Below are 25,879 nucleotides of genomic sequence, written 5' to 3'. Positions count from 1 at the left end.
GGCGCTCCGACGGGCACAACTCCCCATTGCGAGCACGGCCCAGTTACGGAACACTAACAGTGGGTTAGTAGTCCTTAGGGGGAGCGCTGTCCAGTGTCACCACCGATCAATTATTTTTACAAGTGTCTTCTAGCCGGTCACTACCATCCGGCGAGTTAAGGGTTTTTTCATGGCTTTAAACGTTTTTGCCGGGAAGATCACGCAACGGCGGTTCTTCTCAGTATCCGCCGCTGCAGTTGTTTCCGCGGCTGTTGTTGCCGGGGCATTGATCTACCCCGGTTTCAGCACCGCCGACGTGGATCTCAACGACGGCAGCGTGTGGGTGACCAACCGCAGCATCAACATGGTGGGGCACCTCAATGTCCCCTCGAAGGTGCTTGATGGTGGCTTCACAGCCACCTCGGATGGTTTCGACGTACTCCAGGACGCCGGAACGGTCTTCATGGACAACGATTCCGGGACCCTCCTGAACCAGGTTGACGTGCCCGCCATGACACTGACCCAGGACACAGCACTTGGCGCCAGCAAAACCATCTCCCTGGGCAGTGAAATCACTGTCATCACCGATCCGGCCTCCGGCAAGGTGTGGAGCGTACCCACCAACACCGCCGGCTCGTTCGATGAGAAAACCACAAAACCAATCCGGACGAAGATCACCAATGCACGCGCCGCCGTCGCCCTTAAAACGGACGACGGCGTGAGTCAGGTTTTTGTGCTTGACCCGCGTGCCGCCGTGCTCACCGAGCTAAAGGTCTCCGGTGACGGAAAAGTTATTGAGGCTACGGACGCCACCATGGAGGGCTTGCCGGAAAACGGCCGGCTGACGCTAAGCGTTGTGGGGGATAAGCCGGTAGTGCTTGACCCCGAGACCGGGACCGTGTTTCTTCCGGGAAATAAAAAAGTGGTGGTCCCCTCAGCCAAGGGGGCAAAACTGCAGCAGCGCAGTGAGAAAAGCGATTTTGTTGCACTAGAAACCGGTAACTCGTTGGTGCTCCAACCCCTGGGCGGTGGCACGGCAACGATTATTGATGCGGGATCGTTGGGGACCCCCATTGCCCCGGTACAGCAGGGCGGCTGCGTCCACAGTGCCTGGAATGGCTCAAATAAATACCTTTTCCACTGTGTGGACGGTGAGTCAAAGCCACGGGATATTCCCAAGGCGACGGCGGCATCCGATCTGGTGTTCAGGAAGAACCGCGATGTGGTGGTGCTCAACGACATGGCCGGTGGGGACGTCTGGCTTGTCAATGAAAACATGATGCTTGTCAACAACTGGGATGATCTCAGTGTTGACCAAAAGAACGCCGAAGATTCTGATAAAGACTCAGCCGATCCCAACGTTGTGAACACGCTGCCGGATAGGACAAAACCCAACCGGCCACCCGTAGCCGAACCCGACCAGTACGGCGTCCGTGCCGGAAGTACCACGCTATTACCTGTGCTGTACAACGACTCCGACCCTGACGGCGACGTGCTCACAGTGCGTGACAGCGCCGAAAATATCAAGGCAGGGAGCTTACAAACCGTCTACGGCGGGACGGGTCTGCAACTGGTGACTCCGGCTGACGCACCCGCCGTCACCGAAACTTTTAGCTACACCAACGACGACGGTCGCGGCGGAACAGATCAGGGCACCGTGAGCGTTCGGGTGGTACCCGAGGCCGAGAATTCAGAACCTGTTTCAATGCGCCCCACCACCATGATTGTTGGCCAGGGGCAAACGATCAGCCAAAATGTTCTGGCAGACATGCTGGATCCTGACGGCGACAGCATCTTCCTTGTCGGAGCGTCCTCGGCCGAGGAAACCGGCCAGGTAAAGTTCACCCCGGACGGTGAACTGAGCTACACCGATGATGGCTCCTCCAACGGTCTGCGCACCGTAACCATCAAGGTCTCCGATACGCGCTCCATTGTGGAGAAGAAGATCAAGGTCAGCGTCAAACCCTCCGGCGGCGTGCCGCCAGTGGCCAACGCCGACTACGTCCGGGTTGTTGTGGGCCAAAGCGCCATTGTTGCACCTCTGGCCAATGACCAGGATCCGCTCGGTGGCGAACTTCGCCTAGCCAGTGTGGACAAGCCGGAGAGCGGAACTCTCTCTGCTATTGCCGATAACGGCACCTTCACCTTCTCTTCTGAAACTCTGGGCGCCAGCTACCTGACGTACCAGGTCACCAACGGTCCCCAAAGCGCTACGGGTCTGATTCGGGTTGATGTGGTTGCGGCGCAGAAAGACCTTGCCCCCATTGCTGTGAAGGATATGGCGCTGCTGCCCGTTGGTGGCAGCACCTTGGTTGATGTCCTTGGCAATGACACCGATCCAGCTGGTGGGGTATTGGTGGTCCGCGGGGTTGACGTCTCAGCGGACGCAGGTGTCTCGGTAACCGTTTTGGAACACAACATTTTGAAGATTACTGACATCAGAGACCCAGGTTTCCCTGTCACCATTAATTACACAGTCTCAAACGGTCAGGGCACCTCTACCGGTGCTGTCGCCGTGGTACGTATTCCATCGCCAGCTACGCTGCAACCACCCGTGGCCCATGATGACGTGGCAGACGTTCGGGTGGGCGATGTGGTGCGCATCCCCGTGCTCGCCAACGATTTTGATCCTAACGGGGCTACGCTGAAACATCCGGAAATTGTGGATCAACCGGATGAAGCAGCCGGAAAACTATGGGTGGATCAGGATTCGCTGCGTTTTCTGGCCGGGCCCACCCCGGGCGCTGTGAGCGTTATTTATCAAGTCACCAACGCATCGGGTCAAACCGATTCTGCCACGGTGACAATCAACATCGTGGCCCAGGATGTTGAACGGAATCTGCCTCCGGCACCTAAAAATGTCAAGGGGCGGGTGATCGCCGGTGGTCAAACCAAGATTCAGATCCCTCTGGACGGTATTGATCCCGATGGGGACTCGGTGCAACTTGCCGGCATTGATATTGCCCCTACGTTGGGCACGGCCGTGGCGGGTAAGGGTTTCGTCTTGTATACGGCGGCAGGAAATGCTGCCGGGACTGACAAGTTCACCTATAAAGTCAGAGACCGTCTGGGCGCCGAAGCGATAGGAACGGTTGAGGTGGGGATTGCTCCGGAAGATTCCAGCAACCGCCCTCCAGCAGCCGCCGATGACTTTATCTCTATGCGGCCGGACCGTAAGGTGGCCCTTGATGTGGTCCTCAATGACACTGATCCGGACGCGGACCAGCTCTTTGTAATCAAGGACGGTTTCAATGGTCCTGACGAGATGGAGCCTTCCGTTACCGATCTTGGACGGGTGCTGCTGACGAGCCCCTCAGCCACGGGTATTGCCACCATGGGGTACACGGTCAGTGATCCTTCAGGTGCCAGAGCAACAGCAAACATCCGTATGAACGTCACCCCGGATGCTCCTTTGCGTGCGCCGATTGCCCGCGATGATGAGGTCACAATTCAGGAGGCACTGGGAAAGAACACCGTCACTGTTCCTGTGTTGAAAAATGATGAGGACCCGGACGGTGTTGCCGATGAACTGGCGCTGACTCTGACGCTGCCCAATGAGAATGCCTCCATCAATTCCGATGGCACGCTACGCATCACCTTGAGCGCTAAACCGCAGATGATCCCTTACACAGTGACTGATCAGGACAAGCTCTCCTCGAGCGCCATTGTGTGGGTGCCGGGCTTGGACGCCCAATACCCGGTGTTGGCCAGCAATGAAGTCATTAAAGTCCAGGCGGGTGAGACGGCTGTGGCGAACCTTGGCGACTACGTCAAAGTCCGCGAGGGGCGCACGCCCAGGATCAGCCAGGCTGACAAGATCCAGATGATTGGTGCCCCTGCCCGTGAGGCATTGACAGCCGATGGTGCGGCGCTGACGTACAAGGCCGATCTAGCTTTTTACGGCCCCGGATCCATCACCTTTGAGGTTACTGACGGCACAGGCCCGGAGGATCCTGACGGTTTGAAATCAACGCTGACGATCATGACCGAGGTAACTCCGGCACCGGCAAAGAATCTGCCGCCCAAGCTCCAGGGAACAGAACTGACGGTTGCCCAGCTTGAATCCGGCACCGTGAATCTTGGGCTACTAGCCAGCGACCCCGAGAAGGATCAGCTGAAGTTCGCCATCACCGGAGATAGTCCCGCCGGCCTCAAGACCAAGCTCGACGGCGCGAGCCTCACCGTTGAGGCGGCAAAAGAGGCAGGACTGGGCTCGGCTCATTCTGTAGGAATTTCAGTGGAGGATGGGCACAACCCACCTGTCACAGCCGAGGTGAATATCAAAGTGAGCTCCTCAACCAAACCCAAGGCCGTGGCCAATGCCGACTCAGTTCCTGATGCGCACGCAGGCAGGATGGAAACGATTCCTGTGCTGGAGAATGATGTCAATCCGTTCCCTGACACCGCCTTGAAAATAGTGGATGCAAAGATGGTCACGGGTGCCCCCAGCACACAGGTGTCTGTTGCGGGATCAAATGTCACAGTGCAGGCTCCGGAGGATTTCACCGGCAACGTAGTTGTTCTTTACACGGTGGCCGACAAAACCGAGGATCCGGCACGCCACGTGGATGGACGCATTACCTTGAATGTGAAAGGCAAGCCAGCCGTTCCGGCTGTTCCGCTGGTGCAGGAGGTCAAGAGTAAATCCGTGCTGCTGAAGTGGAGCACACCGGTGGACAATGGCTCACCACTAACTGGTTACACAGTCAAACGCAGTGACGGTCTCACCCAGAGCTGTGCCACCAACACCTGTTTGATTACGGGGCTGACGAACTCAAAGCCTTATACCTTTACGGTGAGTGCAAAAAATGCTGTGGGGGAGTCCGCCTTCTCCAAAGCCTCTGCCTCGGCCACCCCCGACCAACAGCCGGATAAGCCGGCACCGCCCGCCATTGTCCGTGGTGACACAACGCTGGATGTGAGCTGGGTGACCCCGGTGGGCGAGTACTCTGCCGTCAAGAGTTTCAACGTGCAGATCTCCCCGGTTCCTGCCGGCCAGAACCCGCAAAAATCGGTGACTGGAAACAAGCTTGTTTGGCCGGGCCTGACCAACGGGACAGAGTACACGTTCCGGGTACAGGCAATTAACAGCGCGCCCAAGCCATCGGAGTGGAGTGCGTACACCGCCAAGGCGGTTTCACCGGCTGGTAAACCATTTGCCCCTGCGCCGCCAACAACCTCACTGGTTGATCAGGTGGGCAATCAAAACCAGGTGCGGGTCAATTGGAGCGCACCAAAACTCAATGGCGGAGTGCTCAAGCAATACACGCTCTTCACGTATTTGGATGGGGCACAAAAAGATGCCATCACCACCACGCAAACAAGCCAGACGGTGTCCCTGCCCAACGCGGTTGCCAACTACACATTCAAGGTCCAGGCAACTACCGAAGTGTCAGGATCTGAGCTGAGCCCGGCATCTGCTGGCTGGCGATCAGTCAGCCAGCCCGGTCAAGTGGGCCAACCTACTATCGCTTTGGCCAACACAGGCGGATCCGGTGGACAGGTCACTCTTACTTTCCCGGCCCTCAGCGGCGCTGCCCTGGGTGGGGCCACGCCAGGGGAGATAACGTACTTTGCCAATGTGAGCCCAGGGGCCAACAACATACCTGTGACATCAGGACAAACGATTTCCGCCACCAATGGTGCAAACACCACCGTCACTGTGCGAGCCAAATCGGCAGTGTTCGCCAGCTCTGGAAGTGCCTCGGCGCCGTCGAACTCGGTGAAACCCTACGGCACCCCAGGGACAGCCGGACTTAGCGGCAGCAATGGTGGTGCTGACAGCACCTCTGTTTCCTACTCCTGGAGTTTCCCCGGAGGAGCCGTGGACGCCAAGCACGTGGAGATTCTCCTCCCAAGTGGTGGCTGGTCCAGTAAGAATGGGAATGGAAGTGCATCGTTTAATACCGGCGGATATGACACCCAGGTCACCATCCAGGCACGGACGGTGAACTCCATTGGCCAGTACGGTCCTGTGCAGACTGTCACGCCCAAGAGCGGGAAAAAGACGCCACCGAAGCCTACCTCGTGGACTCTTTCGGTCAATCCGCGGAGCTGCCTGGAGAAGGCGTCCGGCAACGGTGACCACTTCACCCCGGGCAGCCCTGCCAACTGCTCATCGCAGTGGTTGGAGGCCAACACCCCCGTGCAGGTCAACTGCTACAAGTATTGGGGTGGCAGGAATGATTCGCACAAGTGGTATCACATCACTTCGCCCGGCTACAGCGACTGGGGATATGTGAAGGCCGAGTCTACGAATATACCAACTCCGGGCGGTATGGGGGAGTGTTAGCGGTACTTTCTTCACCGGATGCTGCCGTTCTACAAAGCCGGCTAACTAGGAAAATCAACTCCCGTAGGCCCGCCAATGGCGAGTAACACTAATTACTGGATAAACTAATGCAGGTTTGCTGTGTGCCAGGCACGCAATAACACGATCGAAAGAGGAACTATGTCCATGACCCCGGAACAGTCCACATGGTTTGCAGGAACGTTTGAGAAACTTGTCTCTAACGTTGGCCAGGCAATCTTGGGCAAGTCTCATGTCATTAGCCTGACCCTTGCGGCAATGCTGGCAGAAGGTCACGTGTTGTTTGAGGATGCTCCCGGCACGGGCAAGACCATGCTGGCCCGGGCCATTTCGGCAACTGTCAAGGGAACTAATTCCCGTATCCAGTTCACCCCCGACCTGCTGCCCTCAGACGTTACCGGAGTCATGATCTACGATCAGAAGGCGCAGGAGTTTGAGTTCCACAAGGGCCCGATTTTCGCCACCATTGTGCTGGCGGATGAGATTAACAGGGCCTCACCCAAGACCCAGTCGGCTCTGTTGGAAGTTATGGAAGAGTCCCGTGTGACCATGGATGGCACCACGTATGAGACGGGCCGTCCGTTCATGGTGCTGGCAACCCAGAACCCCATTGAGCAGGCCGGTACTTACCGTCTGCCCGAAGCCCAACTGGACCGTTTCCTGGTCAAAACCTCAATTGGTTACCCGGATCATGCCTCCACTGTGCAGCTGCTCTCCGGCTCCGGCCAGCGGGATAGGACTTCAACGCTGCAAGCCATCATTACACCGCAGGCCGTTGCCGAAATGGCTGATCTGGCTGCAACTGCGCATGCCGATGCGGCGGTGTTGGAGTATATTTCACGGCTGTGTGAAGAAACCCGTAGCGCTCCTGAAACTCGTTTGGGTGTGTCAGTACGCGGTGCCATCGCCATGGTTCGCATCGCCAAGGTGTGGGCTGCCTCAAAGGGCCGCAACTACGTACTGCCAGATGATGTGAAGGAACTTGCCCCTTACGTGTGGACACACCGGTTCGTCATGGATCCGGAAGCTGAGTTTGCCGGCGCCACTCCTGAGGTTGTTCTCAGCCGTGTCCTGGCCGAAGTGGCCGCACCCCAACAGCGCGCGTCAGTTTAGTCCCGCTAGGCCACGTTAAAGCAGCAAAGCCACCACGCCCCGCCGAGCTGGTGCCCACCCAGCTACAGCGCATTGAGCTAAAGGTAAAAGATGAGTATGAAGTCCAACGCAGGAAAGGCCAAAGAGTTTCTCTCCCGGCCGTTCCAACGCGAAGGCACACCCACACGCCTGCACCCCACGTCCCTGTGGCGTGAGGGCGGCAGTTTCGCCAGCATTTATGGCGCTCCCGTGTGGTTGAAAGTCACCACGTGGTGGAAGCGTCACGTGGTACCGGTGCTTGAAACCATTAGTACCTTAGGCTTCGTGGCCATGGGTGCAGCCATAGTGTTGTGGATTGTTGGTGCCGTCTTTGGCTGGCAGGAAGCCAAGATTGCCGCATTGTTTAGCGTGGTGTTGCTGCTCATCGCCATCGCCTTCATCCTGGGCAAGTCAATGTATGAGGTGACTCTTGATCTAGCGCGCACCCGTGTGGCCGTTGGGGATCGCGCTGTTGGTAGCATCGCCGTTACAAATACCTCCCCCCACGCTGTGCTGCCTGCCTCTCTTGAACTTCCGGTGGGCGCGGCAACTGCGCTCTTCCATTTGCCGCGCATGGCGCCGGGGCAGGTCCATGAGGACCTCTTTACCATCCCCACCACACGCCGTGCTGTGATCACCGTTGGGCCCGTGCGTTCCGTGCGTGCTGATCCATTACAGCTGCTGCGTCGCCAGGTTTTGTGGACCGATCCCACCGATCTCTTTGTGCACCCGCACACGACCGCCCTTGATGGGCCGGCCGCTGGATTCCTGAAGGATCTGGAAGGCCTCACCACCAAGGACCTCTCAAGTTCGGACATCGCCTTCCATGCGTTGCGTGACTACGTCCCCGGTGACGATCGCCGGCACATCCACTGGAAGACTACTGCCCGGACCGGTAAATTGATGGTCCGTCAGTTCGAGGAGACGCGTCGCTCCCACATGGCGGTGGCGCTTTCGGTGAACATGGATGAATACGCGCACGACGACGATCTTGAGTTAGCGATCTCGGCTGCGGCTTCGCTGGGCCGTCAAGCGATCAAGGAGAACCGTGAGTTGAGCGTTATGACGCAGCGCGGACCCATCCGCTGTGAAACAGGGCGGAACCTCCTTGATGATATGACACGGTTGCAAAGTCACAACCGCAGAGGCACAGCCGTGGATCTGGCCCGCACACTCTCTGACACCGTTCCCAACGCCTCGGTGGTGTTCTTTGTTGTTGGCTCCAGGGTTACACCCTCACAGTTGCGCAGTGCAGCTGCCGCTGTCCCGCCAGGAGTGCGCGCCTTTGCTGTGCGCTGTTACTCGGGGGCCGAACCCGCCAGAGCAAATATTGCAGATCTCACAGTGCTGACACTGGGCGATTTGGCTGATCTTGCCATTGTTCTCAGGAAGGCAGTCGCGTGAGCGCCCGCAGGAAAGCACACCCGGCCGTTGCCACCCGGAGTCCTTCGGCAAGTCCTTCGGCTTTTGCCGGAGGGCGCCGGTGGTGGCATTTCCTCCTGGACGGCGCCGTATTGGCTATTTTGCTGGGCGTGGCCGTTGTGGGTTTCGGGCCGGCATTTGGGCATAACCCGCATTACCTGGTTGCCGGTTTTGGTGCCATTGTTCTTGGTCTCGGTGTGGGCGCATTGGGTGCCCACTGGCGTTTGGGCCTGATTACCATGATTGGCTTTGGTTTTGTTGTTTACATGGTTTTTGGCAGCGCATTGGCCGCTCCCGGAGAATCGATCCTTGGCTTCATCCCCAGCCTTGGATCATTACGTGGACTCTTGCTGGGCATCATGCTTTCATGGAAACAACTGCTGACCCTGGCACCTCCCGTAGGGACGAGCGTAGAGGTATTAGTTGTCCCGTACTTAGCCGCTTTTGTGGCAGCCATTCTCACGGCAACGCTCGCTTGGCGCCTGCGCAACAGTTATTGGGCCATGATCCCCGTGGCGGTTTTATTCATCACAGCTATTCTGTTTGGCACCACGGAAGTTTTCCTCCCGGTACTGCGTGGATCTCTCTTGGCTGCAGGTGCCATCGCCTGGTTCGCTTACCGGCATGAAGTCCTCCGCCGCGAAACTGCAGGTGCAATTTCTGCCAACCAGCAAATCCAGGACAAAGCAGCCACCCTGACTTCACTGCTCCGCCGTATCGGCATGGGCGCAGGTGTCATCCTTGTTGCCGGTGCCGTGACAATGGCGGCGGCACCCGCACTGACTGTCAGCGCCGATCGTGATGTTTTGCGTGACACAGTGATCCCACCGCCAGACCTCCACAATTTGCCATCCCCGCTGACAAAGTTCCGTGACTACGTTAAAAATGAAAAAGACACAGCATTGTTGACGGTGAAGGACCTGCCAAAGAATGGCCGCGTCCGCCTTGCCGCCATGGACAATTATGACGGCGTCGTTTTCAACGTGGACCCCAACAGTTCTGCCTCCTTTGCCCCGATCGGGGACCCCAAATCATTGAACAACGGCATAGCCGGAACAGGAACAAGTGTTGGCGTTGTTGTAGATGGTTACAGCGACGTGTGGATTCCCACCGTCTCCGCCGCACAGAGCCTTAGCTATGAAAGCATTAGCGGCCAATCACCCAACCTGTACTTGAACAAGGCCTCAGGCACAGCATTGAACCTGGCAGGTGTGGCCAAGGGGGATGAGTACACCATGGATGTGCAGCTTCCCAGCGTTGATGCTAATAAACTTGCCGGGTCCGGTTTTGGTTCAGTTCCCCTGCCCAAGCTTGAAAATGTACCACCGGTGGTAGGGACCAAGGCCAACGAAATTGTCGGAGAAGTTGACACACCGTTGAAGAAGGTCCAGGCGCTGGAGAGTGCGCTGCAGCGTGAGGGTAAGTTCAGCAACGGCCTTGAGGGTCAAACCACCTCCAACTCTGGCCATAGCGCGGCCCGCATCACCAAAATGCTGAGCGGGAAAGAGATGGTGGGTGATGACGAGCAGTATGCAACAACAATGGCCCTAATGGCACGGCATTTGGGGATTCCGGCCAGGGTTGTCATGGGTTTCTACCTGGATGAGAAGGACCCTAACAATGGTGCCGGGAGTGTGGTTGTCAAAGGATCCGATGTTCACGCCTGGGTTGAGGTGAACTTTGCCGGCGTGGGCTGGGTACCTTTCAACCCCACCCCGGATAAAGACCACATCCCCAACCCACCAGAGCCCCAGAATGCTTCGAAACCCAAGCCTCAGGTCTTGCAGCCTCCGCCGCCGCCGCAGGAGCCGGCCGACCTGCCACCAGATAGCGCCCCCGATGCTTTGGACACTGATGGTAAAAAGAATAACCAAGCAGGGATCTTCGGAACAATTCTGATGATTCTTGGGGTGGCAGCCATCCCCATCATCATCATTGCCCTGCCCTTGGTTCTTATAGTGGTGCTTAAGACTCGGCGCCGCAAGAAGCGTCACAGCACAGGTCTTCCCACCGATCGTGTGGGTGGGGGATGGTCTGAAGTATTGAGTCTGGCCACCGACCTTGGTGCCGAAGTGGGCGGCAACGGGACTCGTCGGGAAAGCGCAGCCTCGCTTAGCAGCGCCTTCCCGGCAAGCCAAGCCAGTACGGCGCTGCTGGCCGAGCGGGCGGATGCGGCTATTTTTGGCCCCGGTCAGCCAAGTGAAGAGGAAGTAGCCACCTATTGGCAGAACGTGGACCATTCCGTCAACGGCATGACTGGGTCGGTAGGCTTCTGGAAGCGGCAACGGGCCAAGTTCTCCCCACGGTCGCTGCTGGCTGAGGCGAAAGTGCGCGCCGGCAAGAAAGCACGTCAGCGTGGTCTTCGCTCCAGCGAAGCGGCAAATAGTAGTGGTGTGGCCAATAGCCAGGGCGGGGCGGAAAAACGCTCCAAGCTGGCCCGGTTTCTGAAGAAATCCTAAGAAGGGTATGAGTCAAATGGCGCAAAAAGAGTCGGATCTTTGCCGGAACTGTGGAGCAGAGCTGGCACCCGGTGCAGCCTTCTGCACCCTGTGCGGTGCCGCTGTGGCTAATCGTGCCGCCTCGCCGGCGCCAACATCGGTACCCTTGGGAGGTCCGGCTCAAAATACGCAGCCTTCCACACTCCCAGGCATCATTGAAGTAGGCATGTCATCGACGGCGCCGCTCATGGCTCCGCAACAGGTTGGCGTTGACCCGCGCATCGCTGCTGCAACCGCGCTGGTGCCCGGAGGTGCAGGACGCCGCCTGGGCGCTAAAGTCATCGACGGTGTTTTGCCCTTCATTTTGGTGGGCGCAGCCGCTGGTATTGGTGCACTAAACATCAAGTCCACCCAGATGGGGAGTTCAGTCCAACTGGACTTGAGCTGGTTGCTGATCCTGATCAGCATCGCCAGCCTGCTCTCTGTGGCCTATGGCATTTGGTTGTGGCTTTGGGAAGCGAAGTCCGGGAAAACACCTGGCAACCTCATGGTGGGACTGCGAACAACCAATATGGAAGGTAGCCCGGCAGGGGTCCTGGCAATCTTTCTGCGCTACCTGATCATCGGTGTGAGCAACATTGTTCCAACGGTGGGTCCGTTGCTGGTGATCATTTCCAACTCCTGGGATTCAAACCAGAAGAAGCAGGGCTGGCATGACAAGGTGGCGCACACACTGGTTTTCAACGTAAAAAAGGGCCGCGACCCCCTTGAAACTGGCGGAATCACTGAACGGGAGAACTTCTCTCCAGCCGGCGTGCCAACAATTTCCGAGGTCAGATCACCGCTGAGCCGCCCGGCAACCAACCGTGCCGAGGATTCCTTTGCGCCCCAGCTGTTTGCGCCCCAGCTGTTTGCGCCCCAGCCCGTTGCGTTCCAAAACCAACAGCAGCCAAAGCAACAGGGCCAGCAAGAGAATCCTTTTGCGCCGCCGTCCCAGCAAGCACAGCCAAACCAGCAAGCCCAGCCAAACCCGCAAGCTCTGCCAAACCAGCAAGCCCAGCCAATCCAGACTCCTGCTGAGCAGGGCCCCATCAGTTCCATACCGGGGTTCAGCGCCAAGTTTGTCCCCGAACGCCCAACCGGCCAAACCGCGCCAACTGTCCCGGATCCCTTTGCGCACGCTCCTTTAGCTGGTGCAGACGATGAGGTGGGGGAGACCCGGGTTCGCCCCGAGCCAGCCATCCCAGCCCTGCGGTTGACCTTTGATGATGGCCGCTTCGAGGACGTTAATGCCCTTGCACTCATTGGACGCAACCCCGCCGGTTACGATGGAGAGATGATTTCGCGACTCATCTCAGTTCAGGACTCCAGCAGGTCCGTGTCCAAAACACATCTGCACCTACGCGTGGGCGCGGATGGTCTCTGGGTCACGGATCGAAACTCCACCAACGGTAGCGCCATAACCAACTTGGTCGGTGCCATGAAACCCTTGAGCGCTGGCGCGCCCGCACTAGCTGATGTTGGTTCCCGAGTGCACTTTGGCGACCGCTCATTTGTGGTGGGACGCGCATGAGCCCGGTAGATGGTGTTGGCGAAGATACCTCTGCGGGTGTCATACTCAGCTTTGGGTTTGGCACTGACCGTGGCCTGCGCCGGGAATTGAACGAAGATTCCTTCTTGGCGGCAGACCCGTTATTCACTGTTGCCGACGGAATGGGCGGACACGAGGCGGGCGAGGTTGCCAGCCGCGAATGTATTGCCATTCTGAGCAACCAGGACTTCCTCACTGCCGCCTCCCGCACGGCTACCGCAGCTGATTTGCAACAGGCGCTTCGCCGCGCGGACGCACGGATCCGTGAAGTCACCAGCGATAAAGCGGGAACAACCGTCTCAGGTGTGGTTTTGGTAGAGGAACGCGGGGTGCCTTATTGGCTGGTGTTCAACGTGGGCGACTCCCGGACGTACCGCTTGAGTCAGGGCAGCTTTCGCCAGGTCAGTGTGGACCATTCCGAGGTTCAGGAACTCGTTGATGCAGGGTTCATCACACCCGCGCAGGCGCTGACCCACCCCCGCCGCCACGTGGTCACACGGGCGCTGGGCGCCGGTTCCGACACCGAAGCTGACTTTTGGCTTGTGCCGGTTGAGGAAGGGGACAGAATTCTTGTCTGCTCGGACGGCCTGTCGGGGGAACTGAGCGACAGTGCGATTCATAGGACGCTCAGTACCCTGAGCCACCCTCAAGATGCCGTGGATTCACTGATTCAGTCCGCGTTACGCTCCGGGGGCCGGGATAACATCACAGTTATTGTGGTTGACGCCAGCCATGTCAATGGAGTGGCCGGGGATGAGACATTGAACAATCCGAAAACCGCTCAGATGGCAGTTCAAACCGGCGGTGATGACACACTTCCACGGATGCTGGCCCCGGAGAAGGACACCTTGGAAGCTCCTACCGAAGTTATTCCCGAAGACGTTCTGGAGTCCATCCCGGCGTCTGTACGAACACCCGAAAAATCAGTCCCGTCAGTCCAACCCACTGCATTGCTAGAAAATAGTGCAGCACCCTTGCACGAGGAGAATCATGGTTAGCACCCAGTACAGTACAGGTTCCTGGCTTGGAATTGTGCGCTCAGGTTCGGTCATCATTTTAGAAGCACAGACCGATTCGGCCACCGTCAATTACCTGTGGGAGTACCTTGGCCAAAAGCCAACCATCCACGGGGTCCTGAATGAAGTCACCGAGAAATTTGGTACGGGCCTCACAGGCATGCCGGACTTCGCCGTGGTGGTTCAAAGTGACCGCCTGCACGCAATTTTGCGTGGGGACATCACCTTGCTGGCGCACACGGAGAACGGCACGGAGATTGTTTCGGGCCGGGACGTCACCACCTGGAGTGAGCGCTCGTTGCCGCTTGCCGAATCTATTGAACTGACAATGGCCGAGCCCGATTCATACAGTACGGCACTTGTTCTGCCGCTTGGCGAAGGGGTTGTGGCCCTGCAGTCGCTGACGATTCGGCTAGTGGATTCCAAGTCTGCCGATTTCGTTGGGCCTTCAGGGACAGTCATGGGGCACAGCGCCTCCTCAGCCGAAACGTACGACGACGCGGTGGCGCCTCTGTTGCCATTCGCCGCCCATGCTCACGAGCAAGCAAATGACGCACAGGTTTTTGTCGCTGATGCCAGCAGCGGGGACGCCGGCTCTCACGCAGAAACCGAGACCAGGCTGTGGGATTCGCAGGCTCATGGTGGCGAGGATGCTGTAGCCGTGCATGATTCACCTAGCCACGAGCCAGCAGAAGAGGACGGCTCAGACTCGGAAGATGAGAGCTCCGCTGAGGCAGATGGCGCGGAGGCAGAGAACGCGGAGGCAGAGAACTCCGCTGATGGCGACTACGAAGCTGATGACAGGTACGAAGACGCAGAAGCGTTAGCGAATTTTGCAAAAGCCGCAGAGGCTGCCGACGCCGAGTGGAACGCCCAGCTGGCGCCCCTGGACGTGGCAGGTGACGGACCAGAGCCGGACTTAAGCCGCACGATCCGCCCTGACATGGGTGAAGACCACCAATTGGGTGAAGACCAGAACCTCAGCGAAGACCAGGACCTCAGTGGTGACCATGATCCAGTCGAGAAGACTGACGAGCATGAGCCCTCTGCCAGCGCTGCGGGTACCCTGGGCGGGGAATCGGCACCGTCGGGGCAGGAACAAGTCGATGATGGATTCACCATCAACTACGACTACTTGTTTGGTGCCACCACCATGGCTCAAAGTGTGGAAGCTGCTGCTGTCAGATTGGATGAAAACGGCCAGCCTCTGCAACAGGAAAACTCGGAGCCTGCCCTGCCGCCGCGACCACCGAAGCCCCCCGTGGCAGGCAATGTGGCAGGCGCACCGGCAGAAGATGCCGCAGTTGACTCCGAAGATGCTGGCGGCTCCGGCTCAGGTTCTGGCAGCGAGGCAGAGGAAGCCGTTGATTCCGTGGCGGGAACATTCCAGAGCCCGGAGGCGAACCCGGATAGCCAGATGATCGACTCCGTGCCTTGGGGGAATTCTGGCAACCAGAAGCAGAACCAGAACCAGTCTGCTCCGGTGGCATCGGGGCAGGATGTTTCTAAAGCCAACGAATCCTACGATCCCGATCATGACGGTCACACTGTGATGCGCGGAGATGTTGCCGCCGAGTCGGCACCACCGGTTGCCGAGCCTCTGGAGTCCCGTCCGCCAACAGGTCCCATGGTTCTGGCCCGGATGTGCCCCCATGGCCATGCCAACCCGCCAAGCCGCTCGCAGTGTTCAGCCTGCGGTGCCGGTATCAATTCGGAACCGCGTGAAGTGGGCCGGCCGCGGCTTGGCACCATGCACATTTCTACCGGCGAACTGGTGGAACTTGACCATTCGCTCATCATTGGCCGCCAGCCTTCAGTGTCCCGGGTCATGGGTGGAGCCATGCCTCGCCTGGTTCAAGTCCAGAGCGGTAACGACGATATTTCCCGTTCCCATGTGGAAGTCCGTCTTGACGGCTGGGACGTGCTCCTTGTTGACCTCAAGGCCACTAACGGCACTGTGCTTGTTCGTGAGGGTGCCGCCCCGCGTCGTTTGAGCCAGGGAGAAGAAGCCATCTTGCTGAACGGGGACATTGCCGAATTGGGTGACGGTGTTTCGCTGCTCTTCGACGGTTTGCTGTGAGTGCCAGACGCCCTCCGGCAGCGCCTCCCGTCCTGCCTGGCTACAGCTTCATTTCGGTGCTGGGTTCGGGTGGGTTCTCGGATGTGTACCTCTATGAGCAGGATCGGCCACGCCGAAAAGTGGCCATCAAAGTCCTGACCGCGGATTTAAAGACTGAAGGGGCCAGAGCCAGTTTTGAGTCGGAGGCCAACCTCATGGCCCAACTGTCGGCGCACCCCTACATTGTCACCATTTTTGAGGCCGAGATCACCGAATCGGGCCACTCCTACCTGGCGATGGAGTACTGCTCCCGACCAAGTCTTGACTTGCAATATAGACAGGGGCGGTTCAGCGCGGACAAGGCGCTGGAAATTGGTATTCAGGTGGCCTCAGCGGTGGAAACCTCGCACCGCGCAGGCATTGCCCACCGGGATATCAAGCCGGCCAACGTCCTTGTCACCGACTACAACAGGCCCGCCCTGACCGACTTTGGTATTTCCGGTGCCATGGATACCGTCCAGGCCGACGGCGGTGGAATGTCAATCCCATGGTCGCCACCAGAGTCCTTTGGAGCCGGGGCAACGGACGGTGTCAGGGTGGATGTCTGGGCCCTCGGTGCCACGATCTACACCTTGTTGGCGGGGCACTCACCTTTTGTTGTCCCGGGGGCCGACAACTCCCAACGGCAACTGATGGACCGGATCAATTCAGCACCCCTGCCCCGGTTGGGCCGTGCCGACATTCCCGAAGCCCTTGAATTGGTGTTGGCTACTGCCATGGCGAAATCGCCCACCTCCCGGTACGGTTCGGCCAAGGACTTTGCCCGTGCTTTAATGCGTGTACAAGCGGACTTGAACTTGTCTGTCACCCCGTTTGAAGTCCAGGAAGAAGTCCCCTCCCATGAGGCGCGCCCGGGGGATCAGGCCGAAGAGACACGAATTCGCAGCATTGTCTCCATTGACCCTGAGGCTGGCTTCTCCAACCCGACTTTCCCATCACGTGCAGCGGCATCAACGGCAACTGATTCAACCGCTAGCTCTATGACTGGTTCAACATCCGGTTCAACTTCTGGGCTGACTCGCAACGGTCAGACTGTACCCTCACAGGGATCGGGCCTCGCACAGGGACCGGCACAGCTACAGAGACCGGCACAGCGGTCAGAATTTTCTGTGCACCCGAACTCCGGCACTGACACTGGAGCCCCTGCAGACTCGGTAGATGGCCCAACGTTCCGCAAAGGCTTTTCAAACATGGCCTCGCCCACAGCGTGGAATGATTCCGTGGCCTACCGGGGGGAATTACCAATTGTCCCGGGTTTTGCTCTTGACTCAACCATTCAACGCAGTGAACTGTTGGCACCAACCCCCGATGCTCATCCAGCTGCGGCGGTAGCCCCGGTTCGAAAAAAACGACTATGGCCGGGACTGGTGGCGGGGCTGGGACTGGTGGCCGCCGTCGTGGTGGGAATTATTGTGTTCATGACGGTAGGCCCCACAGCCCCAGAGGATACGCTTGCGCAACAAAGTTCAGTGCCACCCACGGCGCTGGTTGTAGGCGCCGAGGTTCCAGCCGTGACCGAATTGAAGGCCACACCGAAAAATGGCGGCTCCGAATGGACCTGGACCAACCCAGATCCGCAAGACGGAGACAAATATCTGTGGGCCTCAGTCAGCGCAGTTGACTCCGGGGTGTTCAAAGCAAGTACCGAGACCAGAGCATTTGTTGTCAACAGTTCCAACGATCAATCCTGTATTTCAGTGAAGCTTGTTCGTAAGAACGGGCAGACCTCGCCGGAGACAAAAAAGTGTTCCTAACGATCGGGACCGCACACAGGCAGATGACTTACAAGCAAACAAGGGGGCTGCCATCATGGCCGAACTAACCATAGATTTCTGTGGCGAATGGTACGAACCGTCACCGGAGACCATTTTCAGCATCGGCCGTGAAGGCGATATTGAGGTAGATGACAACCCCTACCTGCACAGGAAGTTTTTGGAGGTTAGCAAGTACGACGGCATTTGGTGGCTGACGAACGCCGGCACCATGCTTTCGGCAACCATTGCTGACGCCGCCGGTGGCATGCAGGCCTGGATGGCTCCCGGGGCACGGATTCCGCTTGTCTTTAGCCAGACAAACGTGATCTTCACTGCCGGTCCCACCACCTACGAGTTCTCGGTTCACCTCACGGCGCCGTCCTTCATGTCCCAAAGCCGCGAAGAAGACTCAGCCGGTTCCACCACCATTGGTCCGGTGGTCTTCACCGACTCGCAGAAGGCTTTAATAGTTGCCCTGGCTGAGCCCATGCTGCGTCGTGGCGGAACCGGTTTCAGCTCCATCCCCTCCTCGGCGCAGGCCGCCAAACGGTTGGGCTGGGCGCTGACGCGCTTCAACCGGAAACTGGATAATGTCTGCGACAAACTTGACCGTGTTGGTGTGGTTGGGCTGCGTGGAGGTGGTGGGAAACTGGCCACAAACAGGCGAGCCAGGCTGGTTGAACACTCAGTCACCTCCCACTTGGTCACTCCGGATGATCTTCCCTTGTTGGATTCTCAGCGTGGAACGGAAGTTGAATGAGGATCAGGCTGACCCTCAAGCGTGAACCGCAAGAGGATAAAAACCTAGCCGTCACAGTGGACGGACTGGCGTCTGTGGGGGACATCGCCACAGAACTATATTTAGCTGACCCTTCCCGCAAGGGGGCCAGTGCCCCGCAAAACCTCTCATTATTGGTGGAGCAATCCATTGTGGGCGGTGTTCGCGGCCGCACGCTGCCACCGGAAAGTAACCTCCTTGAATCGGGTTTGCGCCCTGGCGCAACCGTCTCTCTCACCCAGGTTAGCGAGAGCTTCGCAGCAGTAAATCAGGACCGCGGACCGGCTGCCGCGACCCTTCGTGTGGTTTCCGGACCGGATGCGGGCGCTGAATTCGCGTTGCCTGCGGGGACAAGTTATGTGGGCCGCGACTATGACGCAGATGTCAGACTGAGCGATCCCATGACCTCAAAACGGCATGCCCGTATTACCGTCGGTGAGACTATCGAGATTTCTGACACCGGATCTGCCAATGGTCTGATGATGGAAGGCACCCAGGTTTCCCGTGCCGTTTTGGGATCCTACGATGAAGTCACCCTGGGCGAGACAACTATTTCAGTTGTGAGCCTGGGCCGGGGCGCACAGCAGGGTCCCAGCAGCCCTCTGGTTGAATTCAACCGGTCACCGCGCGTTGTGGCGCAGTTTAAAATTGAAGAACAAATGCTGCCCTCCGGACCCCAACGCCCGCAGCGCCAGCGCTTCCCAACCATCATGTTGGTGGCACCCATCCTGATGGGTGCTGTCATGTTTGCTGTGACCCGGAGCTTGTTCAGTGTTGTCTTCATGGCCATGATGCCGTTGATGATGATTGGCAGCTGGATGGATCAAAAAGCCAACGCCAAACGTGACCTAAAAGAGGCCATAGTTCAGTTCCGCGGGGCAATTGTTGAGTTTCGTCGGCAAATGACCAAACGCCAACAGGTGGAACGTGCCGTGCGGTTGGCTGAAAGCCCCTCAACGGCTGAAACAGTTGATGCGATCTACAAACTCGGTCCGCTGATGTGGACCCACCGACCTGAACACAAATCGTTTCTTTCCTTGCGTTTGGGTGTTGGCCGGCAACCCTCACGCACTCCCGTGAAGGCGCCAAGCGATAATAAAACTCTGCCCGAGTACATGGCGGAGATCGAGGACATCAAAACGGAATTTACCGATATTGATGGAGTTCCCGTTGTAGCCCAGTTCCGCACCAGCGGTGCATTGGGTGTTGCCGGGCCTCGGGGAGTGGTTGATGATGTGGCACGGGCTCTGGTGCTTCAAGCGGTTGGGCTGCACTCGCCGGCCGAACTGGCAGTGGCCGCCATGACCTCTGCTGAATCCAAGAAGCGGTGGGAATGGCTCCAATGGCTCCCTCACGTAGGCTCCGTGCACTCTCCGCTGACCGGCGAGCACTTGGCCTCAGGTAACGGTGCGGCCAGCGTACTGCTTGCAGCTCTTGAAGATTTAATGGTGCACCGCGGTGTCAATATGGCGGCAAACGGCGCAGCCCACAGGGGTATCCTGGATCCCAATAAGCTTGAGATTCCCGCGCCAGCCACGCCCGCGTTGCTCGTCATTATTGAGGACGACGTTAAGGTTGACCGGGCCCGTCTCACCCGTCTGACCGAATACGGTGCCGATGTGGGCGTGCACATTATGTGGGTAGCAGGATCTGTTGAAGCGTTGCCTGCTTCCTGCCGTGACTTCATCCACGTGGCTGAAACGGCAACAACAGGTCAGGTCCGGCTAGGGCAGCTAACGTTTCCGGTGAGTTGTGAAAGCGTAAGTTTGGAACTTGCCGCACAGCTGGCCCGCATGCTGGCACCGGTGGTTGATGCAGGCAAACCAGTGGATGATGATTCCGACCTTCCCCGCAGCGTCTCCTACGTTGCGCTCGCCGGACACGATCTTGTGGAAAGCACCTCCGGGATCACCGATAGGTGGCTGGAAAATAACTCTGTCTCCTCCCGGGCAGTGAAGAACCGTAAACACCAGGGTTCCTTGCGAGCTCTGGTTGGTTCCAAAGGTGTTGAACCCATGTACCTTGACCTAAAGACTGAAGGCCCGCACGCCCTTGTTGGCGGTACCACCGGTGCTGGAAAGTCCGAATTTTTGCAGGCCTGGGTGCTGGGCATGGCTGCCGCCTACAGTCCCGATAGGCTCTCCTTCCTGTTCGTTGACTACAAGGGTGGGGCTGCTTTTGCTGACTGCGTGCAGTTGCCGCACACAGTGGGTCTTGTTACTGACCTGTCCCCGCACCTGGTCCGCCGCGCGCTGACTTCCTTGCGAGCCGAACTGCACTTCAGGGAACACCTGCTCAACCGCAAGAAGGCCAAAGACCTGCTGGCCATGGAGCGTGAAGCAGATCCGGAAGCACCGCCGTCGTTGGTCATTGTTGTTGATGAGTTTGCCGCATTGGCCAAGGAGGTTCCCGAGTTTGTGGACGGTGTTGTCGATGTTGCTGCCCGCGGACGCTCCCTGGGATTGCACCTGATCCTTGCCACGCAGCGTCCTTCAGGTGTTATCAAGGACAGCCTGCGGGCCAACACCAATATGCGCATCGCTCTGCGTATGGCAGATGTGGATGACTCTCAGGACATTCTCGGTGACTCCACGGCAGCGTACTTTAGCCCGTCCATCCCGGGACGTGGCGCGGCTAAAACGGGGCCCGGACGGATCCAGGGATTCCAGACCGGCTATGCCGGTGGCTGGACGAGCCGTACCCCGCAGCGTCCGCGCATTGACATTGTTGAGATGGATTTTGGGGCTGGCGCACCGTGGGAGCAGGAAATGGTTGCCGCACCCGTGGAGGATTCGGCCGGGCCCAATGACATCTCCCGCGTGGTTTCCAACATTTCTCTGGCTGCCGTGGAACTCGGCGTGAAGCCTCCCCGCAAACCGTGGCTGGGTGAGTTGCCCGAGATCTATGACTTCTCGAAGCTGCCAACACCACGCACCGATGAGCAGCTTCTTCTCGGTGTCATGGATGATCCCGAGCACCAGGCCCAGCCAACCGTGTTCTTTGAGCCGGACAAGGATGGAAATATGGCCGTCCTGGGGGCCAGTGGCTCCGGCAAATCGGCCGCGCTGCGTACCATTGCCATCGCCGCGGCGATCACACCACGCGGCGGTCCCGTGCAGGTGTACGGCATCGACGCTGCCTCCAACGGGTTACAAATGCTTGAGGTACTCCCGCACGTCGGTGGGATCATCAACGCCGAGGACAGCGAAAGGGTTGGGCGTCTACTGCGGTACGTTCGCGGCATCATCGAGACGCGCGCGGAGAGTTTTGCCCAGGTCAAGGCCGGCAGTATTGCCGAGTACCGAAAGCTGGCCAACAAGCCGAATGAACCGCGCATCATTGTCATGGTCGATGGTCTGGCCACGTTCCGTGAACTGTACGAGTTCCGCGTGGGCATGAACCAATTTGAAACACTGCAGCAGATAGCCACCGATGGCCGTCCCATGGGCGTGCACATTGTCATTGCCGGTGACAGCCCGAAGTCGCTCCCGGCGTCGTTGGCTTCATCTGTTCAGCGCCTCTTGGTGTTCCGTTTGGCCACCGCCGATGATTACTCCAACCTGGGCTTGCCGCGCGACGTCCTGACTCCGGCCTCACCGCCCGGCCGCGGCATGATTGACGGCGGTGAAATCCAGGTGGCAATCTTTGGTGGCACCTCCAACTTGGCCCTCCAGGCCCGCCAAGTGGCCAGCCTGGCCGAGACCCTCCGGCGCCAAGGCGTGGTGGCAGCTCCCCGAGTGGAGTCGTTGCCTGAAATGCTTGACTTGGACGTGCTGCCGGCAGCAACTCCAGGAAATGTGATCATTGGTGTTGACGATTACAATCTTGAACCCACCGGTCTGCAGGCCACCGGTGCGCTCATGCTCACGGGTCCGCCGTCGTCAGGGCGCACAACAGCTCTGGTGACCCTGGCTGAAGCGCTTAAACGTTCAACTCCGGGAACACGGCGCATTTACTTTGGTTCGCGCCGCTCCGCCATCGCCAACCTGCCATTGTGGGATGAATCCATTGTGACGCCGGGGGAGCTGGAGCCTGAACTGCAGCGCTTGATTGACCTAGTGGAAAGTGAAAGCCAAGCGGTTGCCTTCTTCATGGAGGGCGTAACCGAGTTTGCCGACTCCGAAGCCGAAATGGACCTGGTGACCTTGATCAAAGCGGCGGTGAAGACCAATTGCTTTGTTGTGGGTGAGGGAGAAACCTCCACCTGGTCCGGGGCGTGGAGCCTAGCCGGACTCTTCAAGGCGGGCCGGCGCGGGCTGCTCATGAACCCCGGTGATGTGGAAGGGGACACCTTGATGAACACTTCCCTTGGACGGGTCTCCAACAATAAGTTCATCCCGGGCCGGGGCTATGTGGTTGGTCGTGGAAAGGCGTTCAAGCTGCAGGTGGCCACCACTATGGACCACGAGCGGTAAAAATTGCGGGAGATAATACCCTCACACCCCTCGGTGAGGTTGGAGATAATGACGTCACATCGGCCGACGGGGAGATGTCCCCATCGACGTTGGTCCGCAATCTTGTTAGATTTCTATTAGTCGCCCGGTTGGACAAGCCAGCGGGGCATCTACTTCAACATAAGGATGTGCAGCATGGCAGCTGGAATGATTGGTAACGATCCCCAGGACATGGCCGATTTGGCCTCAAAGCTCGGCACCGCCATTGACCAGATCACTCAGGTCATGTCTACCCTGGACAGCAAGGCACAGTCCGTTCAGTGGGAAGGCCCCGACGCCACCCGCTTCAAGGGCACCCAGTGGCCCACGTCCAAGAAGTCACTTGCCCGCGTCATCAGCGACCTCGGCGACGTCAAGGTCATTGTGAACAAGCAGAAGCAGCAGCAGCTCGACGCTTCCAAGTAAGCAGAGCCCACAAGCTCAAACAAACCTGCAGTACTGGCGAGAAAATAGTGCCCAAGTGGCCTACATTCCTCCACTACTGTGGGTTTGTTCTGTTAAGAAATGGAATAAGCGGTGGTGCACCACAGTGCCTAAGTGGGGCAAGATAGTACCGTGAGCAGCGAGCCAACAGAACCCCAGCCAATTCCCGCCAGGACGAACCCGGGCCAGACACCGCCCGAGAAAAAGTCCGCGCCCGAGTCTGCGCCGGCGGAACCCGAAATGAGCCTGGAAGTCATTCCTGCAGACGCGGACAGGGAACGCTACGGCGTCCTGGTGGACTTGGTCGAAAAGTACCGCACGGCGTACTACAACCAGGATGCCCCCATAGTCTCTGATGCACATTTCGATGAACTGTATAGAGAACTTCAAACCCTAGAGGCGCTGCATCCTGAACTGGTAGCCAACGATTCCCCAACCCAGGTGGTGGGTGGGGGAGTTTCGGAAGTCTTCGCCGCCGTGGAACACCTGGCCAGAATGTACTCACTTGAGGACGTATTCTCGCTTGCTGAACTTGAGACGTGGCTGGTGCGAGCCGTTGCCTCGATTCAGAAGCGCGGAGGGCAGGAACCGCAGTGGCTGACGGAACTAAAAATTGATGGTTTGGCCGTGAATCTTCTCTACCGAGACGGCATACTCATCCGGGCAGCTACCCGCGGCGATGGCACCACCGGTGAGGACATCACCCACAATGTGGCCACCATTAAGGACATTCCACAGAAGCTCCACGGCAGTAACTTTCCACAAGAAATTGAAATCCGCGGTGAGGTGTTCATCGCGTCCAAAGATTTCCTTGCCCTGAACGAGACCATGGTGGCCGCCGGAAAAGCTCCCTTTGCCAACCCCCGGAATTGCGCCGCTGGATCTTTGCGTCAGAAGGACCCGGGGGAAACTGCCAAACGGCCGTTGAGCATGTACGTGCATGGCATCGGTGCCCGCACGGGGCTCTCGACCCAGACGCAATCGCAAACATACGAGTTGTTGAAATCGTGGGGTATGCCCACCAGCCCGTACTACAAGGTGGTCTCCAGCCTGGCTGAGGTTATGGAGTTCATTTCCTACTACGGTTCGCATAGGCACGATCTCATCCATGAGATCGACGGCATTGTGATCAAGGTTGATGACCTTGCCACACAGCGGGAACTAGGCCACACCTCCCGTGTGCCGCGCTGGTCGGTGGCGTACAAGTATCCCCCGGAAGAAGTCAACACCAAGCTCCTGGACATCAGGGTTAATGTGGGCCGTACTGGCCGGGTGACCCCCTACGCAATCATGGACCCGATAAAAGTAGCCGGCTCCGTGGTGACGATGGCAACTTTGCACAACCAAGACGTGGTCAAGGCCAAGGGCATCCTGATTGGCGACGTGGTGGTGTTGCGCAAGGCCGGGGATGTGATTCCCGAAATTGTTGGGCCGGTTGTTGCTCTGCGCACGGGCAATGAGAAGGCATTTATTATGCCCACGCATTGTCCGTCCTGCGGGACCGAGCTGGCCCCCGCAAAGGAGGGCGATATTGATATTCGTTGCCCCAATACGCGCTCATGCCCAGCACAGTTGACGGAGCGGGTGGCGCACCTGGCAGGCCGGGGCGGATTCGATATTGAGGCGTTGGGTTATGAGGCGGCCATGGCGCTGACCACCGGCCCCGGGCCTGACCCCGCAAACAATGGCGGGGTGATCGCCCCGGCCGGTCCCGGCCCGCTGGTGAGTGAAGCGCAGGTCTTCAACATCGCGGAACTGGACCTATCCGGCGTCGTGGTGTGGCGTGAAAAGCGGTCAAAGGGGGAGAGGAGTGGCCAATTCGAGCTGGTGCCCTACTTCTATAGCAAACCCACGGCCAAGAAGGCCACGGCGCCCAAGAAAACAACCACGGATTTGTACCGTGAGTTGGAAAAAGCCAAAAGTGCTCCGCTGTGGCGCGTGCTGGTTGCTTTATCTATCCGGCACGTTGGCCCTACAGCTTCGCGCGCGCTGGCAACCCGGTACGGCACCATGACAGCCATCCAGACGGTACTGCTGGCACCGGATGCGCGGGAGAAACTCGCCGACGTTGACGGTGTGGGCAGCATTATCGCTGAGGCGCTGATCGAGTGGTTTGCAGTTGACTGGCATCAGGAGATCATCGAATCGTGGGCTGAAGCTGGCGTGCTTATGGCGGATGCCGCGGATGAGTCAACGGTGCGTACGCTTGAGGGGCTGACGATCGTGGTGACTGGCACGCTTCCCACGCTTAGCCGGGATGAGGCCAAGGAGGCCATCATTGCCCGTGGTGGCAAGGCGGCTGGTTCGGTCTCCAAGAACACCTCCTATGTGGTGGCTGGGGAGGCTGCCGGAACCAAGCTGGATAAGGCCGAGGCGCTGGGAATTCCAGTACTCGATGAGGACGCATTCAAAGAGTTGCTCGCTTCCGGAGCCGCTCCGGGACCTGAGGTTGACTAACTTCTCG

The 25,879-nt window shown here is 58.5% G+C and carries 12 protein-coding genes; all 12 read left to right on the top strand.

The features are described 5' to 3' along the window. Positions 1-169 precede the first annotated feature (169 nt). Positions 170-6,271 (top strand): Ig-like domain-containing protein, encoded by a 6,102-nt coding sequence (locus tag QMG40_RS07870; RefSeq protein WP_283530243.1) that lies wholly within the window; start codon positions 170-172, stop codon positions 6,269-6,271. Between the two features lie 159 nt (positions 6,272-6,430). After that, positions 6,431-7,402, top strand: a complete 972-nt coding sequence (locus QMG40_RS07865) for an AAA family ATPase (RefSeq protein ID WP_283530242.1) — start codon at positions 6,431-6,433, stop codon at positions 7,400-7,402. Positions 7,403-7,492: 90 nt separating this feature from the next. After that, positions 7,493-8,824 (top strand): DUF58 domain-containing protein, encoded by a 1,332-nt coding sequence (locus tag QMG40_RS07860; protein WP_283530240.1) that lies wholly within the window; start codon positions 7,493-7,495, stop codon positions 8,822-8,824. Continuing rightward, positions 8,821-11,301, top strand: a complete 2,481-nt coding sequence (locus QMG40_RS07855) for a transglutaminase-like domain-containing protein (RefSeq protein ID WP_283530238.1) — start codon at positions 8,821-8,823, stop codon at positions 11,299-11,301. The genes QMG40_RS07860 and QMG40_RS07855 overlap by 4 nt, the downstream gene beginning before the upstream one ends. 16 nt (positions 11,302-11,317) lie before the next feature. Continuing rightward, on the top strand, positions 11,318-12,853 hold the full coding sequence (locus QMG40_RS07850; RefSeq protein ID WP_283530236.1) for an RDD family protein: 1,536 nt from the start codon (positions 11,318-11,320) through the stop codon (positions 12,851-12,853). Then, entirely contained in the window at positions 12,850-13,869 is a 1,020-nt protein-coding gene (locus QMG40_RS07845) for a PP2C family protein-serine/threonine phosphatase (RefSeq protein ID WP_283530233.1), read from the top strand. The genes QMG40_RS07850 and QMG40_RS07845 overlap by 4 nt, the downstream gene beginning before the upstream one ends. Beyond that, complete coding sequence (locus QMG40_RS07840) at positions 13,862-15,967, top strand: FHA domain-containing protein (protein WP_283530231.1); 2,106 nt, start codon at positions 13,862-13,864, stop codon at positions 15,965-15,967. Before QMG40_RS07845 ends, QMG40_RS07840 begins: the two co-directional genes overlap by 8 nt. After that, positions 15,964-17,760 carry a serine/threonine-protein kinase gene (locus tag QMG40_RS07835; RefSeq protein WP_283530229.1) on the top strand — a complete coding sequence of 599 codons (1,797 nt, stop codon included), beginning with the start codon at positions 15,964-15,966 and terminating at the stop codon, positions 17,758-17,760. Before QMG40_RS07840 ends, QMG40_RS07835 begins: the two co-directional genes overlap by 4 nt. A 55-nt stretch (positions 17,761-17,815) precedes the next feature. Further along, a complete protein-coding gene (locus tag QMG40_RS07830) occupies positions 17,816-18,520 on the top strand; it encodes an FHA domain-containing protein (protein WP_283530227.1) in 705 nt (234 codons plus the stop codon). After that, a complete protein-coding gene (locus tag QMG40_RS07825) occupies positions 18,517-22,953 on the top strand; it encodes an FtsK/SpoIIIE domain-containing protein (protein ID WP_283530225.1) in 4,437 nt (1,478 codons plus the stop codon). The genes QMG40_RS07830 and QMG40_RS07825 overlap by 4 nt, the downstream gene beginning before the upstream one ends. A 174-nt stretch (positions 22,954-23,127) precedes the next feature. After that, positions 23,128-23,397, top strand: coding sequence for a WXG100 family type VII secretion target (locus QMG40_RS07820; RefSeq protein ID WP_283528933.1), 270 nt, complete (start codon positions 23,128-23,130; stop codon positions 23,395-23,397). Between the two features lie 258 nt (positions 23,398-23,655). Beyond that, a complete protein-coding gene (gene ligA, locus QMG40_RS07815; protein WP_283530853.1) occupies positions 23,656-25,872 on the top strand; it encodes an NAD-dependent DNA ligase LigA in 2,217 nt (738 codons plus the stop codon). Positions 25,873-25,879 lie beyond the last annotated feature (7 nt).

The sequence above is a fragment of the Arthrobacter antibioticus genome (genome assembly GCF_030063205.1).
Taxonomy (GTDB): Bacteria; Actinomycetota; Actinomycetes; order Actinomycetales; family Micrococcaceae; genus Specibacter.
Note: the sequence above shows the minus strand (reverse complement) of the source record. Positions and strands in the feature narration are given on the sequence as shown.

Bases quoted from the DNA above. Each gene is read 5' to 3' on its own strand.
- QMG40_RS07870 (WP_283530243.1), top strand. From the start codon at position 170: ATGGCTTTAAACGTTTTTGCCGGGAAGATCACGCAACGGCGGTTCTTC.
- QMG40_RS07865 (WP_283530242.1), top strand. From the start codon at position 6,431: ATGTCCATGACCCCGGAACAGTCCACATGGTTTGCAGGAACGTTTGAG.
- QMG40_RS07860 (WP_283530240.1), top strand. From the start codon at position 7,493: ATGAGTATGAAGTCCAACGCAGGAAAGGCCAAAGAGTTTCTCTCCCGG.
- QMG40_RS07850 (WP_283530236.1), top strand. From the start codon at position 11,318: ATGGCGCAAAAAGAGTCGGATCTTTGCCGGAACTGTGGAGCAGAGCTG.
- QMG40_RS07845 (WP_283530233.1), top strand. From the start codon at position 12,850: ATGAGCCCGGTAGATGGTGTTGGCGAAGATACCTCTGCGGGTGTCATA.
- QMG40_RS07840 (WP_283530231.1), top strand. From the start codon at position 13,862: ATGGTTAGCACCCAGTACAGTACAGGTTCCTGGCTTGGAATTGTGCGC.
- QMG40_RS07830 (WP_283530227.1), top strand. From the start codon at position 17,816: ATGGCCGAACTAACCATAGATTTCTGTGGCGAATGGTACGAACCGTCA.
- QMG40_RS07825 (WP_283530225.1), top strand. From the start codon at position 18,517: ATGAGGATCAGGCTGACCCTCAAGCGTGAACCGCAAGAGGATAAAAAC.
- QMG40_RS07820 (WP_283528933.1), top strand. From the start codon at position 23,128: ATGGCAGCTGGAATGATTGGTAACGATCCCCAGGACATGGCCGATTTG.
- ligA (WP_283530853.1), top strand. From the start codon at position 23,656: ATGAGCCTGGAAGTCATTCCTGCAGACGCGGACAGGGAACGCTACGGC.